Source organism: Bifidobacterium sp. LH_426, assembly GCF_056356875.1.
In genome coordinates, this window is the sequence record NZ_JBKEVB010000003.1 from 179,993 (window position 1) to 194,214 (window position 14,222).

9 protein-coding genes and 1 pseudogene are annotated in these 14,222 nt (G+C 68.1%); 3 read left to right on the plus strand and 7 right to left on the minus strand.

Annotated elements, in window-relative coordinates; translation table 11 throughout:
* Positions 1-172 precede the first annotated feature (172 nt).
* The gene (locus tag AC1AYD_RS04610; protein WP_476502244.1) at positions 173-817 is read left to right on the plus strand and encodes an anthranilate synthase component II; all 645 of its coding nucleotides are present in this window, start codon (positions 173-175) and stop codon (positions 815-817) included.
* Between the two features lie 42 nt (positions 818-859).
* Here the strand turns inward: AC1AYD_RS04610 and pknB are convergent, their stop codons facing one another.
* From pknB to AC1AYD_RS04645, 7 genes and pseudogenes are all read right to left on the minus strand, one after another.
* Positions 860-2,950 carry a Stk1 family PASTA domain-containing Ser/Thr kinase gene (gene pknB, locus AC1AYD_RS04615; protein WP_476544753.1) on the minus strand — a complete coding sequence of 697 codons (2,091 nt, stop codon included), beginning with the start codon at positions 2,948-2,950 and terminating at the stop codon, positions 860-862.
* Positions 2,947-3,921, minus strand: coding sequence for a serine/threonine-protein kinase (locus AC1AYD_RS04620; RefSeq protein WP_476502246.1), 975 nt, complete (start codon positions 3,919-3,921; stop codon positions 2,947-2,949). Before AC1AYD_RS04620 ends, pknB begins: the two co-directional genes overlap by 4 nt.
* On the minus strand, positions 3,918-5,384 hold the full coding sequence (locus tag AC1AYD_RS04625; RefSeq protein WP_476544754.1) for a peptidoglycan D,D-transpeptidase FtsI family protein: 1,467 nt from the start codon (positions 5,382-5,384) through the stop codon (positions 3,918-3,920). The genes AC1AYD_RS04620 and AC1AYD_RS04625 overlap by 4 nt, the downstream gene beginning before the upstream one ends.
* Positions 5,381-6,898 (minus strand): FtsW/RodA/SpoVE family cell cycle protein, encoded by a 1,518-nt coding sequence (locus AC1AYD_RS04630; RefSeq protein WP_476544788.1) that lies wholly within the window; start codon positions 6,896-6,898, stop codon positions 5,381-5,383. Before AC1AYD_RS04630 ends, AC1AYD_RS04625 begins: the two co-directional genes overlap by 4 nt.
* A 358-nt stretch (positions 6,899-7,256) precedes the next feature.
* Positions 7,257-8,463 (minus strand): annotated as a pseudogene (locus AC1AYD_RS04635) (PP2C family protein-serine/threonine phosphatase); the annotation flags it as partial.
* A gap of 220 nt (positions 8,464-8,683) precedes the next feature.
* A complete protein-coding gene (locus tag AC1AYD_RS04640) occupies positions 8,684-9,271 on the minus strand; it encodes an FHA domain-containing protein FhaB/FipA (protein WP_476544755.1) in 588 nt (195 codons plus the stop codon).
* Between the two features lie 69 nt (positions 9,272-9,340).
* Entirely contained in the window at positions 9,341-10,042 is a 702-nt protein-coding gene (locus AC1AYD_RS04645) for an FhaA domain-containing protein (protein ID WP_476502248.1), read from the minus strand.
* Between the two features lie 185 nt (positions 10,043-10,227).
* Between AC1AYD_RS04645 and AC1AYD_RS04650 the strand changes: the two genes are divergently transcribed.
* Together AC1AYD_RS04650 and AC1AYD_RS04655 are read left to right on the plus strand one after the other, a co-directional pair.
* Positions 10,228-12,684 carry a prolyl oligopeptidase family serine peptidase gene (locus AC1AYD_RS04650; protein WP_476544756.1) on the plus strand — a complete coding sequence of 819 codons (2,457 nt, stop codon included), beginning with the start codon at positions 10,228-10,230 and terminating at the stop codon, positions 12,682-12,684.
* A gap of 229 nt (positions 12,685-12,913) precedes the next feature.
* Positions 12,914-14,011 (plus strand): alpha/beta fold hydrolase, encoded by a 1,098-nt coding sequence (locus AC1AYD_RS04655; protein ID WP_476502250.1) that lies wholly within the window; start codon positions 12,914-12,916, stop codon positions 14,009-14,011.
* The last annotated feature ends 211 nt before the right edge of the window (positions 14,012-14,222 follow it).

Here is a 14,222-nt window from a genome sequence, read left to right on the forward strand (position 1 = left end):
GCCGTGGCGTCGCCACGCGCCGGCCGCGCACGATGCGCGCGTCGCGTCCGTGGCGCGGGAAGCCCGCGGCCACGTCGCGCGCGCGGCGGTAGACTGGCGGTCAGTACGTCCCTATTTCCCGCGACGGGAGTCTGCGACAGGACGCCCGTGAGGATGCCGTAAAGGAGCCATCGTGACCGATTCCGCGCATATTCTGGTGATCGATAACTATGATTCGTTCGTCTACACGATCGTCGGCTATCTGAAGACGCTCGGCGCGACCGTGGACGTGGTGCGCAACGACGCCATCGACCCGTCCGACGAGCACGTGACCGACGGCTACGACGGCGTGCTCATCAGCCCCGGCCCCGGCGCCCCCGCCGATTCCGGCGCCAGCGAGGACATGATTCGACTGTGTGCCAAGCAGGGCAAGCCGATGTTCGGCGTGTGCCTCGGTCTGCAGGCGCTCGCCGAGGTGTACGGTGCCACCGTCGACCATGCACCGACGATCATGCATGGCAAGACAAGCCTCGTCGAGCATGTCGATGACGAGATCTTCGCCGGCGTCGCGAATCCGATGACCGCGACCCGCTACCATTCGCTCGCCGTCGAGCCCGATTCCGTGCCGGACACGCTCGAAGTGACCGCGTGGACGCAGGGCGACCACATCGTGCAGGGCATCCGCGTGAAGGGCAAGCCGATGTTCGCCGTGCAGTTCCACCCCGAATCGGTGATGACGCAGGACGGCTACCGTCTGCTCGCCAACTGGCTCGCCGTCTGCGGCCAGACCACCGCCGTAGCCAACGCCCAAGGTCTCCAACCCAAAGTAGTGAAGTAGCAGATAGGCCCCCCTCGACAGAGGGGGGCCTATTGCGAGAACCTACTTGGTGACGGGTTCGGCGGTGTCGCCGTTGCCTGAACCGGTGCCGCTGTCGGAACCGGAACCGGAGCCGGTTCCGGAGCTCGAGCTGGAGCTCTGCGTGGTGAGCGTGATCGTCGCGCCCTTGTCCGCCTGGCCGGCGGCCGGGTTCTGCGAGGTCACCTTGTCGCTCGTGCCGGTCGAACCGGACTGCGTGACAGTGAAGCCGAGCGCCTCCAGCTGGGCCTTGGCGGCCGAATACGTCTGACCGGTCACGTCCGGCACCGTCACCTGCTCCTTGCCCCTCGACACGACGACCGTGACCGCGGAGCCCTGCGCGACGGACGAGCCCGAACCCGGGTTGACGCTCATCACCGTGCCGGCGGCGATCGTGTCCGAATACTCCTCGGTGATCGTCACGGTGAAGCCGAGCGACTGCAGCGAGGCGACCGCGGCGTCCTTGGCTTGGCCGACGATGCCGTCCGGGACCTTCGTCATGCCGGAGGAGACGTACAGCTGGATCGCCGTGCCCTTCGGCTGCGAGGTGCCGGCCGCCGGATCGGTGCGCGTCACCGCGCCCTGCTCGATGTCGGCGCTGTTCTCGGACTGCACGCTGGACAGGACCTTGAACCCGGCCTTCTCCAGCGCGGCCTTCGCCTCCGACTGGGACATGCCCTTCACGTCGGGCACGGTCACGCTCTGCGGGCCGGCGGAGAACCACACCTTCACGGTGGAGCCCTTGGTCGCCTTCGTGCCGCCCTCCGGGCTCTGCTTGGTGAACGTGCCCTCCGGTTCGGTCGAATCGTTGTCGATCATCGCCTGGAACTGGAATCCGGCCGCCTCGATCGTCGACTTGGCGCGGTCCTTCGTCATCGCGGAGGTGATCGTCGGCACGGTCGCGGTCTGCGAGACCGTCTTCTCGCCGCCCATCGCGAAGAACACGGCGATGAGGATCGCGACGACGACCAGGCCGCCGATCACCGAACCGAGGATGATCTTCTTCTTCCGCTTCGCCTTCGCGGCGGCCTCGCGCTGCGCGGCGCGCGAGCGGGCGGCGGCCGCGGCGGTCTGCTGGCCGGCGCCGACGGCCGCCGGCACCTGGTCGAACTGGCCGGTCACCGGATTGAACGCCTGCGTCGAATTCTTGTCGTTCGGGTTGAGCGGCACGGTGGCGGCGTCCTGCTCGGCCTGCTTGCGTGCCTTCATGTTCGCCAGATCGGTGAGCGGGTTGAACGCGGCGGCCACCGGCACGCCGCCGTTCATGTACGTGAGGATGTCGTTCTTGAAGTCGGCGGCCGTCGCGTAACGGTTCTGACGGTCCTTCGCCATCGCCTTCGCGCAGATTGAATCCCACATCTTCGGCAGGCCCGGAACGACGGCGGAAGGCGGCGTCGCCACCTCGGAGACGTGCTGGTAGGCGATCGCCACCGCCGAATCGCCGGTGAACGGCGGATGGCCGGTGAGCATCTCGTACAGCACGCAACCGGCCGAATACAGGTCGGAGCGCATGTCGACGGTCTCGCCGCGCGCCTGCTCGGGGGAGAGGTACTGCGCGGTGCCGACCACGCCCTGCGACTGGGTCATCGTGGCGGCGGAATCGTCGAGCGCGCGGGCGATGCCGAAGTCCATGACCTTGACCATGCCCTGCTCGGAGATCATGATGTTGCCGGGCTTGATGTCGCGGTGGATCACGCCCATGCGGTGCGAGTACTCGAGCGCGTTGAGCACGCCGAGCATCACCTGTTCGGCGTCGCGCTGGCTCAGGGCGCCGTTCACGCGGATGATGTCGCGCAGCGTCTGGCCCTTCACGTACTCCATGACGAGGTACGGCAGGCGCTCGGGCTGGCCGTTTTCGGAGATCACCGTCTCCTCGCCGGAATCGTAGATGTTGACGATGTTCGGATTGTTCATCTGCGCGACCGAATGCGCCTCGCGGCGGAACCGCTTGAGGAAGATCTCGTCGTTGGCGAGGTCGGCGCGCATGATCTTGATAGCGACGGTGCGGCCCAGACGCGTGTCCGTGGCGACGTGCACCTCGGCCATGCCGCCACGGCCCACCAGCTGTCCCAGCTGGTAGCGGCCCTGGGCGAGAGAAGAGGGCATGTTGCTCATTGCTGCTCCTTCCAAAGCGTCTGCTGGTCCGTGCCGGCGGCACGCCTGTCAGGCGACGAGACGAGGGGGATGTGCGGGGTGCTGGCGATCCTGCGCGGCAGGCGCCTCCCCGTGGTGATGGTGGCGTCGTTGAGCTCGGTCTGCTGGTCGAGCAGGCGGCGTTCGATGCGCGCGAGCGTGCGCGAGACGACGAGCGCGTCCTTCGGGCGGTCGAGCGGGTCCTTGGCGAGCATCGACATGACGAATTCGCGCAGCTGCACGTCGACCGTGTCCGGCAGCGGCGGCACCGGGTCGTTCACATGCGCGGCCGCGATGTCGACGGGCGTCGCGCCGGTGAACGGGCGGTGCCCGCACAGGCCCTCGTAGGCGACCACGCCGAGCGAGTAGATGTCCGACTGCGGCGTGGCCTGCTGGCCCTGCGCCTGCTCGGGGGAGATGTACTGCGCGGTGCCGACGACCATGCCGTCCTGCGTGATCTGCTCCTGGTTCGTCGAATAGGAGACGCCGAAGTCGGTGATCTTCACCTCGCCGTTGTCCGCGACCATGATGTTCGCGGGCTTCACGTCGCGGTGGATCACGCCGTGGCTGTGCGCGACGAACAGGCCGCGCGCGGTCTGGATGAGGATCGGCAGCAGCTCCAGCGGGTCCATCGCGCCCTTCTCGTGGAAGATGTCGGCGAGGGACTTCGACGGCACGTACTCCATGATGAGGAACCCGATGCCGTCATGCTCGTAGTATTCGAACAGCGCGGCGATGTTCGGGTGCGCGAGGTTCGCGGAATTGTGCGCCTCGGCGCGCAGGCGGCGAAGCTTCGCCTCCGCGTTCGTCAGGTCCGAGCGCAGCGCCTTGATGGCGACCGGGCGGCCGAGCTGGATGTCCCAGCCCTTCCACACCTCGCCCATGCCGCCCTTCGCGATGCGCGAGTCAAGGCGGTATCGGCGATGGATCAGCTGTCCTTCGATCAGTTTCATTGCTTGAGCGCCTCCTCGAGTACGGAGCGGAAGATCGGGCCGGCGGAGGTGATGCCGTATCCGGTGGTGTTGTGGACGACGACGGCGATCGCGATCTTCGGGTCGTCGGCGGGGGCGAAGCCCATCACCCACGCGTCGATCGCGCTGTTGTCGGCGCCGATCTGCGCGGTGCCGGTCTTCGCCGCCACGCTCACGCCGGTCGGGGCGAGCGTCGGGGAATCCTTCGTGACGACCGCCTGCATCATCTGCGTGAGCTTGTTCGCCGTGTCCGAGCTGAACGGTTCGGACATCGTCGAGGCCTTCGTCTCGGACAGCACGGACAGGTCGCTGGCCCGCACGCGGTCGACGAGCGTGGGCCGCATCAGCGTGCCGTCGTTCGCGATCGCGGCGGCGATCATCGCGTTCTGCAGCGGCGTCTCGGTGACGTCGCCCTGGCCGATCGAGGCGAGCGCGAGCTTGTCGTCGGTCATCGACGTCGGGAAGTTCGAGGCTACGGCCTTCATCGGGGAGCCGGTCGATTCGGTGCCGTCCACGACGATCGAGCTGCCGAAGCCGAGCTTCGTGGCCATGTCGGCGATCTTGTCCTGGCCGAGCGCGACGCCGAGCTGGGCGAACGCCGTGTTCGACGAGTAGGCGAGGGCGTCCTCGAAGCTAATCGTGCCGTTCGAGCCGTTCGCCTGGTATTCGACGTTGGTGAGGTCGGTGACCGTGCCGGGCAGCGTGTAGCTCGCGCCGGCCGGGATCTGCGTGTCCGTCTGGTACTGGCCGGTCTCGAGCGCGGTGGCCGCCACGACGGTCTTGAACGTCGATCCGGGCGGGAACAGCTGGCTGGTCGCGTTGTTGAGCATCGGATTGTTCGGATCCTGCGTGAGGTTCGCGTAGTTGGTGGTCAGCATCTTGCCGTCATGCGTGGTGAGCAGGTTCGGGTCGTAGCTGGGCGTCGACACCATCGCGAGGATGCGTCCGGTCTTCGGTTCGATCGCGACGACCGAGCCGGACTGGTTGCCGAGCGCGTTGTACGCGGCCTGCTGCAGGCCCGTGCTGATCGACGTCTCGATGTTCGCGCCCTTGTTCTCGGACCCGGTGAGCGTCGACTTGATGCGCTGCCAGAACAGGCTGTCCGATTCGCCGGAGAGCAGCGAGTTGCGCGACGCCTCGATGCCGCGGTCGGCGCGCTGGCTGATCGAGAAGTAGCCGGTCACGGGCGCGTACAGCGGGCCGTTCGAGTAGGAGCGCTGGTATTTGAACGCGTCGTTCGACGGATTCGATTGCGCGAGCACCGTGCCGTCGGAGGCGAGGATCGAGCCGCGCGGCGCGCCGAACTCATGGTAGAGGGCGCGCGAGTTGCGCGTGTCCGTGTTGAGTTCGGTCGCGCGGATCGCGGTGATGATCGTCGTCGACAGGCCGAGGATCGTGAACAGCACGATCACGGCGGTGAACAGCTGGCGGAGGGTCTTGTTCATCGGGCACCTCCCTGCGTGGCGCGTGCGGCCCGCTCGGCGCGCGAGGCACGGCCGCCGCGGCCGGAATGTGCGCCATGGGCGGCGTGCGAGGCGTGGCGTTCGCGCTCGGCGTCGGCCTCGTCGGAGGCCGCGCGCTCGACCTTGCGCTCCTTGAGCTCATGGTCGCGCAGCACGGCCATCGCCTCGAACTGGAACGTTTCGGAATCGGTGTCCGGCGCGGGCTTGTTCGCCGAGTTCGAGATGATGAGCAGCAGCGTCGCGAGGATGTAGTTCGCGATGAGCGACGAGCCGCCGGCCGCCATGAACGGCAGCGTGAGGCCGGTCAGCGGGATGACGAGCGTGATACCGCCGACCACGGTGAACACCTGGAACGCCATCGTGAACACGAGACCGGAGGCGAGCAGCTTGCCGAAGCCGTCCTTGATCTTCATCGCGGTGATGAAGCCGGAGGCGATGATGATGATGTACAGCACGAGCACGCCCATGCAGCCGACGAGACCCATCTCCTCGCCGACGGAGGCGTAGATGTAGTCGGAGTTCGCGAACGGCGTGAGGTTCGGATGCCCCTGGCCGAGGCCGGTGCCGAGCATGCCGCCGGAGGCGAGGCCGAACAGGCCGGTCACGATCTGGTAGGAGCCGCCGTACGCGCGGTTGTACAGTGCGTTGTCGAACGGATGCAGCCAAGCCTCCACACGGGCGCCCACATGGCTGAACAGGCTCGCGGCGAGCACCGCGCCCGCGGCGAACGCGATGAAGCCGATGACGATCCAGCTCAGACGGCCGGTCGCCACGTACAGCATCGCGACGAACATCGCGAAGAACATCAGCGAGGTGCCGAGATCGTGCTGCATGATGAGCACGCCCATCGCGGCCACCCACACGATGATGATCGGGCCGAGGTCCTTGATGCGCGGCAGCTGCAGGCCGAGCACCTTCTTGCCGCCGACGGCCAGCTGGTCGCGGTGGTCGAACAGGTACGCGGCGAAGAAGAACGCGAGGAACAGCTTGGCGAACTCGCCCGGCTGGATTTGCCCGAGACCGGGGATGCGGATCCAGATGCGCGCGCCGTTGATCTCCTGGCCGAGGCCGGGCAGCATCGGGGAGAGCAGCAATACGAGGCCCACCACCATGCTCACGTACGAGAAGCGGCGCAGCACGCGGTAGTCGCGCAGGCCGATGACGAGCGCCGCGCACAGCACGATCGCCACGCACACGAACATGATCTGGCGCAGCGCCACCGCGGACTCGTTCTCATGGTCGATACGCGCGATCATCACGACGCCGATGCCGGTGAGCAACAGCACGCACGGCTGGATCACCTGGCTCGCATACGGCTGGAACCGGTCCACGAGAATCCAGAACACGAGCGACAGCACGCCGGCCGCGCCCAACGCCATCAGATACTCGGACGGGAACGAGCCGTCGACGCGCATGAACATCTGGTAGAACGCGATGCCGCAGATCGCGAACGACGCGAGCAGCAGCGCGATCTGACGGAGACGGAGGACGATCATCACTGGTCCCCGCCTTCCTTCTCCATCGTCTTCAACTCGTCACGGATCAGCTTGACATGGTCCTGCGCCTCGCTCAGGCTGTCGCGCACGATGCCCTGCTGCAACTCGGTGCGCCACGTGGCGGGCAGCTTGCTCACCTGGATCGACGTGCGCTCCACCTCATGCGACAGTTCGAGGCCGGCGAGGTTCGTGGGCACGCCCTGATAGATCGCGACGACGCCGTCCGCCTCGCCGACGTAGTACTTCGACTGGCTGTAGCGGTACGCGCCGTACACGCCGCCTGCGATCGCGGCGAGCAGCGCGACGATCGCCACGACGAGCGCGACGCGGCGCCGCCGGCGGCGGTCGTGCTCGGTCCTGCGCTGTTCGACCTTCTCCTCGCGGATCGCCTGCTTGACGGCCGGATCGTTCGGATCGGTGGTGACTTCGCCATCGCTTTTCTTGACGACCGGGATCTCGCCCGTGTCCGGATTGCGGCGTTCGCCCGCCTCCTCGCGCACGATGGACGGCTGGGCGACGCGCGGCGCCTCCTCGCGCTGGCCCGCGCCGGAGGCCGCGTCGTGCGCCTCCTGCGTGAGCGCGGCCGCGCGACGGGCCGGAGAGCCGTCGTCGCGCAGCGCGGGGGCCGTCGCGACCGGCTCGTTGACGATGTCGGCGAGCGGCTCGAGGCTGGCGCTCGCGGCACCGCCGACGAGCGGCGTCTGCTGGGGGAGCGCGAACGCGTGCGCGTCGAGCGCGAGCGTCGCGTCGCCGATCACGGCGGTCACATTGTCGGTGCTGCCGGCGCGCAACGCCATCGAGACGAGACGCTGGGCACATTCGGCCGGATCGGACAGTTCCGTCATCGTCTCGGCGATCGTGGAGTCCTCGAGCACGCCGCACAGACCATCGGAGCACAGCATCCAGCGGTCGGCCGGATGCGCCTTGAGAATCGCGATGTCCGGATGCGGGTCGATATCGAAGTCGCCGAGCACGCGCATCACCACGTTGCGCTGCGGATGGTTCTTCGCCTCCGAGGCGGTGATGCGGCCCGTGTCGATGAGGTGCTGGACGTAGCTGTGGTCCTGCGTGGCGCGGCTCAGCACGCCGTCGCGCAGCAGGTAGGCGCGGGAATCGCCGATGTGCGCGAGCACCCACCAGCCGTCGACGAGCGCGACGGTGGTCACGGTGGTGCCCATGCCGGCGAGCTTGCGTTCGCGGCGGGCCTTGCCGACGATCGCGTCGTGCGCGGCCATCACCGAGGTCTCCATCATCGAGGCGACGGAGGCGACGTCGTCGGTCACGTCGTCGCGTTCGATGTGCGCGAGCGAGCGGATGGCGATCGTCGAGGCGGTGTCGCCGCCTGCGTGGCCGCCCATGCCGTCGCAGATCGCGATGAGATGCTCGCCGGCGAACGAGGAATCCTGGTTGTTCGCGCGCACGGTGCCCACGTCGGAGACGGTGGTCGAGCACAGGAAGAGCTTCTGGTCGGCGGCGTCGGCGTCGGTCGCGGCGGAGACGGAGGTGTCGGTGCCGACGGTGTCGGGGTCGCCGGAGCCGTCGGCGTCGCCGATCATGTCGTCCATGTCGTCGCCGGCGGGGGCCGCATAGCCGTCGTCGGCGACGACCGCGTCCGGGGTCGGTTCCGGATTCGGGTTCACGACGATCGGCGTGGTGGTCTGCGTATCCCGTGCGCTGACGGGCATCGCCTGGGTGGCCTGCTCGTCCTGCTCGGGCGCGCGCCCGGCGGACTGCTGCGGCAACGGCGTGGTGGGCGACTGGTCGGCGGATCCTGTCATGGATGCATCACCTCAGCTCGAAAGTAGTGGCGCCGATGCGCACGGGCACACGGGCGGGAAGTACGGTTGGCACGGTCAGACGCTGGCCGTTGACGACGGTTCCGTTGGTGGAGCCGAGATCCTCGATCGCCCACTGGCCGGACAGCGGATCGGCGTACACGCGGGCGTGATGCGAGGAGACGAATTCGTCGTCGAGCACCACGGTGTTCGACGCGGCGCGGCCGAGGGTGATCGCCTCGCCGGTCAACGGCACCGAGGAACCGGCCAACGGGCCGTCGATGATGACCAGCAGCGTCGGCCCCTGGGACGTGCCGCCGGCGGCGGAGGGGGTGGTGGCACGCGGCGCGGCGGGCTTGGGCGCGCTCGTGCGCGGCGTCTCGCCGGAGGGCGCCACGACGGGCGCGCCGCCCGTCACCGGGACGGCGGGCGCGGCGGCCTTGCGCGCGGCATGGCGCTCCTTGCGACGACGCGAACGCGAGGGACGCGGACTGAAGGACTCGATGTCCTTGTGCAAAGAACGCACGGCGAACCACGCGAACACCCACAGCAGAATCAGGAATCCATACTTGAGCAGTGCGAATGTCAGTTCGGTCATGCGGTTTCGACCTTAATCTCTACGGAGACCCCTGCGGGGCCTCCACGGATCTTCACGCCGTGGGGCGCGTCACTCCTGCTCCTGGGAGGACGCCCAGTAGAGGATGCGCGTGCGGCCGATCGTGATGGTGTTGCCGTCCAGCAGCGTGGCGGCGGGCACCTGATGGCCCTCGACGTACGTGCCGTTCGTGGAGCCGAGATCGCGGGCGATCACGCCGTTCGGGGTGATGTCGATCTCGAGATGCTTGCGGGAGATGCCCGGGTCGTCGATGACGATGTCGCAGCCGGAGCCGCGGCCCAGGATCGTCTTGTCCTTGGTGAGCAGGTACTGGCTGCCGTTGATCTCCAGCAGCGGGCTGTCTTGGTTCTGGTCGGTGGTGGTGACCGGCACCGCGTTGCCCTGCACCGAGGCGGAGGTCAGCTTGAAGCTGCCCTTGCTCAGGTCGAGGTCCTCCTCGAAGATCACGACCACCGGGCCGACGAACGCGTAGTGCTGGGTGCGCGCGTAGTTCGTCAGGTTGTCGGCCAGTTCGTCGGCGAGGGTCTCGCTGCCCCACTGCTCGATGCGGTCGAAGTCGGGCGTGCTCAGCTTGAAGCGGTATTCGTTCGGGGCGACCGTGCGGTCGCGGCCCACAGGCATGGCCTCGTTGTCGATCTCGCGCTCAAGTGCGCTGGACAGGTCGACGGGCTGCAGATCCTTGGAGCCGAACTTCGAGAACACTCCGTTCACTGCGCCTTCCACGCTTTTCTCAAAACGGTCGAGAACGCTCATAGTCATCCCTTTCTATCCTTGACTAGTGTACGCAGGGGTTGGAACGGGCCATATTTCACGCGTCGATACTTGCAAAAGCAACAAATCACGGCGTGTTCCGGGCTCGACGCCATGCCATTTTAGGGCTGATTCCCCACTTGGTCGCCTGCTGGGGCCTCCGCGCGAAGACGGGTATCGTGGGCGGCATGAGTGTTATCGATGATTTCCCCCGCGCGAAGGCGCGCACCCTGCGGTTCACCTGCGGCGCTCCGCGTTCCGCCACGGCGATCGGCGACGGTTCCGAAGCCCTGTTCCTGCGTTCCGACGGCCCCGAGGATCTGGTGACCGCCCTGTGGCTCAGCTGGTTCGACGCGGACGGCCGCCATCACGAGACGAAGCTCGCCGACCCGCGCGACCTGCTCGGTGCCGGCGCGGACAGCGAGAACGTCCCGGCCGAGGAGAAGGCCCGCCGCGAGCGCGCCCGCGAAGGCGGCGCCGGCATCGTCTCCTATTCGGTGTGCGCCGACGGCGACCGCGTCGTGTTCACGATCAACGGCCGTCTGTATCTCACCGAAATCGACTGGGACGACGATGCGGAGGAAGGCGACGCGGAGGGGGCCGACGGCCACGCCGCCGCGCCGGACGTCGCCACGCGTGAGCTCGCCGGCGCATGGCTCGACGAGGACCCGGCGCTGTATACGCCGGTCCTCAACCCGCGCATCAGCCCGGACGGCGAGCACGTGCTGTACACCACCGGCGAACGGCTCATGCTCGTCGACATCGGCGACTGGCCGGATGACGCTGACGCCGTCGACGCCGCCGAAGTCGCCGACGAAGACGACGACTACGAGCCGCTCGACGACCGCGTGACCGCGATCTACGGCGTCTCCGTCGAGGACGAGGACGGCAATCCGGCCGAGAACACGTGGCGGATCGGCCTCGCCGAATTCGTCGCCGGCGAGGAGATGAACCGCTACGACGGCTTCTGGTGGGCGCCCGATTCGCGCCACGTGCTTTTCGAATCCTTCGACACCGCCGACGAACCCACCTGGTACATCGCCGATCCGGCCGACCCGGAACAGCCGGCCGCGGGTCGCCGCTACCCGCGCGCGCTCACCCGCAACGCCGACGTCTACCTGACCGCGCTCGCGCTCGACTTCGACGCGGACGGACGCTACACGGGCATCCTCGCGAACGCCGACGTCGACTGGGACAACGAATCTTACGAATACGTGGCCGCCGTGCGCTGGACGCGCGGCCACGACCCGATCGTGCTCGTCCAGAACCGCCGTCAGACGCGCGACCAGGTGCTCCAGGTCACAGTCGCGCGCCCGACCGCCGACCATCCGTTCGGCTCCACCCACGTGATGGAGGAGCACGCGAACGACCAGTGGATTGACCTCGTCGCCGGCACGCCCGCGCTCACGCCCGACGGACGGCTCGTCAGCGCGTGGAACGACATGGCCGGCGACACGAACCGGCTCACCGTCGACGGCCACGCGTTCACGCCGCTCGGCTGGAACGTGCGCACCGTGCTCGACGTGACCGACGACGACGTGCTTGCCGTCGTCCAGCACGACGCCCGCAGCTTCGACGTGGTGAGCCTCGGCTACGACGGTTCGACGACGCCGGTCACGACGACGGCCGGCGTGTGGGCCGCGTCGCGCGCCGGCCGCGGCATCGTCGTCACCGGCCGTTCGATGGCCGCCCCCGGCGTCACGATGGAACACGCGCTGACCGCCGGGCTCCCCCTGACGAGGGAGCTGTCGGCGAAGCCGACTGAGGGAGAGACCACGGTCGGAGCCGCCTCCGCCCGCCTCGCCGCGACCATCGCGAACCACGCCGCCGAACCCGGATTCACGCCGAACGTGACGTTCACGCGGCTCGGCGAGCATCGCCTGTACACGGCGATCGTCGCGCCGTCCGCCGGAAGCCCGTACGCGCACGCCGCGCAACTGCCCGTGCTGATGAAGCCGTACGGCGGCCCCGGATTCCAGCAGGTCGTCGCCGCGCAGTCCTTCTACTGGGACGCGCAATGGTGGGCCGACCAGGGCTTCCTCGTCGTCACCGCGGACGGCCGCGGCACCACCGGCCGCGGCCCGCGCTGGGACCGCGAGATCTTCGAGGACATGAAGGACGTGACCCTCGCCGACCAGATCGAAGCCGTGCACGCCCTGCCCGACGCCGTCGCCGCGCTCAACGCGGCGCAGCAGGTGGATGCCGCGGCGCCGATCCCCGCGCCGGACCTCGACAAGGTCGCGATGATCGGATGGTCGTACGGCGGATTCCTCTCCGCACTCGCCGTGCTTGACGCCCCCGACGTGTTCGCCGCCGCCTGCGCCGGCGCGCCGCCCACCGACTGGACGCTCTACGACACCCACTACACCGAGCGCTACCTCGGCCTCGACCCGGCCGTGTACGAACGCAACTCGATCATCGCGGACGCGCCGAAACTGCGCCGTCCGCTCATGATCATCCACGGATTCGCCGACGACAACGTGACCATCGCGCACAGTCTGCGCCTCTCCCAGGCGCTGATGGCCGCCGGCCGCCCGCACACGTTCCTCCCGCTCACCGGCATCACCCACATGACCAACGACGAGACCGTCGCCGAGAACCTGCTCACCCTCCAACGCGACTTCCTCAGGAACGCCCTCGCGTAGGTTCGCAGGCACCCCCTCAGCCGCGCTTCGCGCGACAGCTCGTCCGCAATTACGGACAGCCCATGGCTGACCTCCTGTCGGCTTGCCTGTCGGCTCGCACGTCGCCTACAAACGCCGCCGGCGTTTGCTCTACGGCGACGTCCCATCAGGGGGAGCTGGCCGGCCATGGGCCGAACTGAGGGGGTGGGCGACGGACCGGACCGCGCTATCACGTCGCCGCTCGCGTAGGATGGGCGGCATGACGCAGCTGAACATGATCGACGAACGCCGGTACGCCGAGACGATGCGCGGGACCGTGATCCCCGCGCTCGCCGCCTGCCGCGACGAAGGCTGGTTCGACCCGTCGGCCGCCGAGCGGGCCGCCGGGCTCGAACCGCTGCCCGGCAACATGGACACCGGCGGTCGCGGCGGGCAGCTGCACTACCTGTGCTACGACGCGGCCAAGTTCGACGCCCAGCGCGAGGCCGGCGCCACCGCGGCCTTCCGCGGCGCGATCGTCATCAGCCACGGGTTCACCGAGTTCGCCGAGAAATACGACGAACTCGTCTGGTACTTCCTGCTCGCCGGCTATTCCGTGTGCGTGCTCGACCATCGTGGGCACGGCAAGTCCGCGCGCGACGTCGACAATCCGTCGCTCGTCTGGATCGACGATTGGCGGCGCTACGTCGCCGACCTCGCCGGGTTCGCCGAGACGATCGGACAGTCGTACGCGGATGGCCGTCCGCTCAACCTGTTCTGTCATTCGATGGGCGGCGGCATCGGCGCAGCCGTGCTGGAACGCTACCCCTCGCTGTTCGACCGGGCCGTGCTGTCCGCGCCGATGATCGCGCCGCAGACCGGCATGCCGATGTGGCTGACGCGCGCGCTCGTCGGCGTGCTGTGCGCGTGCGGATTGGGTCGCCACCGCGTGTTCGGCCAGAAGGATTTCGACGGCGTGCTCGACCTGAGCTCCTACCAGCTGTCGAGCGAGCCGCGCGAACGCTGGTACCACGAACTACGTTGCGCCAATCCCGAATATCAGACGTACTGCGCCTCGTTCGAATGGGTGCGGCAGGCGATGCGCATGAACCGGGCCGTGCTCGCCCCGGCCGCATGCGCCGAGATCGAGACGCCGATTCTGCTGTTCCAATGCGGGCGCGACATCTGGGTGCGCAACCAGCCGCAGACCGAGTTCGTGCGCCGTGTCAAGGACGGCTCCGGCCAGGCCACGCTCGTGCGCATCCCCGAATCCGAGCACGAGGTCTTCTCGATGCCGAACAAGGTCGCCGGGCCTTATCTGGAACGCATCCTCGCCTTCTATGGCGACAAGATGCTCGCCGAAGAGTAGCGGACGGGCTTCGTGTGGCTCGGTCCTTGACCCCCTCAGTCCGGCCTACGGCCGGCCAGCTCCCCCTGAAGGGGGGCGCAGAGTCATGGCCGTCGCTTTCGCGGATGTCGGTTTTCCTTGCTCCCCCTTTCAGGGGGAGCTGTCCGCGAAGCGGACTGAGGGGGTTGGACGAGCGGAGGCGAAGCGGACTCCCTACGTAGGCGGGTGTTGT

Coding starts and splice junctions, on each gene's coding strand:
- pknB (WP_476544753.1), bottom strand. CDS start 2,950: ATGAGCAACATGCCCTCTTCTCTCGCCCAGGGCCGCTACCAGCTGGGA.
- AC1AYD_RS04620 (WP_476502246.1), bottom strand. CDS start 3,921: ATGAAACTGATCGAAGGACAGCTGATCCATCGCCGATACCGCCTTGAC.
- AC1AYD_RS04625 (WP_476544754.1), bottom strand. CDS start 5,384: ATGAACAAGACCCTCCGCCAGCTGTTCACCGCCGTGATCGTGCTGTTC.
- AC1AYD_RS04630 (WP_476544788.1), bottom strand. CDS start 6,898: ATGATCGTCCTCCGTCTCCGTCAGATCGCGCTGCTGCTCGCGTCGTTC.
- AC1AYD_RS04640 (WP_476544755.1), bottom strand. CDS start 9,271: ATGACCGAACTGACATTCGCACTGCTCAAGTATGGATTCCTGATTCTG.
- AC1AYD_RS04645 (WP_476502248.1), bottom strand. CDS start 10,042: ATGAGCGTTCTCGACCGTTTTGAGAAAAGCGTGGAAGGCGCAGTGAAC.
- AC1AYD_RS04650 (WP_476544756.1), top strand. CDS start 10,228: ATGAGTGTTATCGATGATTTCCCCCGCGCGAAGGCGCGCACCCTGCGG.
- AC1AYD_RS04655 (WP_476502250.1), top strand. CDS start 12,914: ATGGGCGGCATGACGCAGCTGAACATGATCGACGAACGCCGGTACGCC.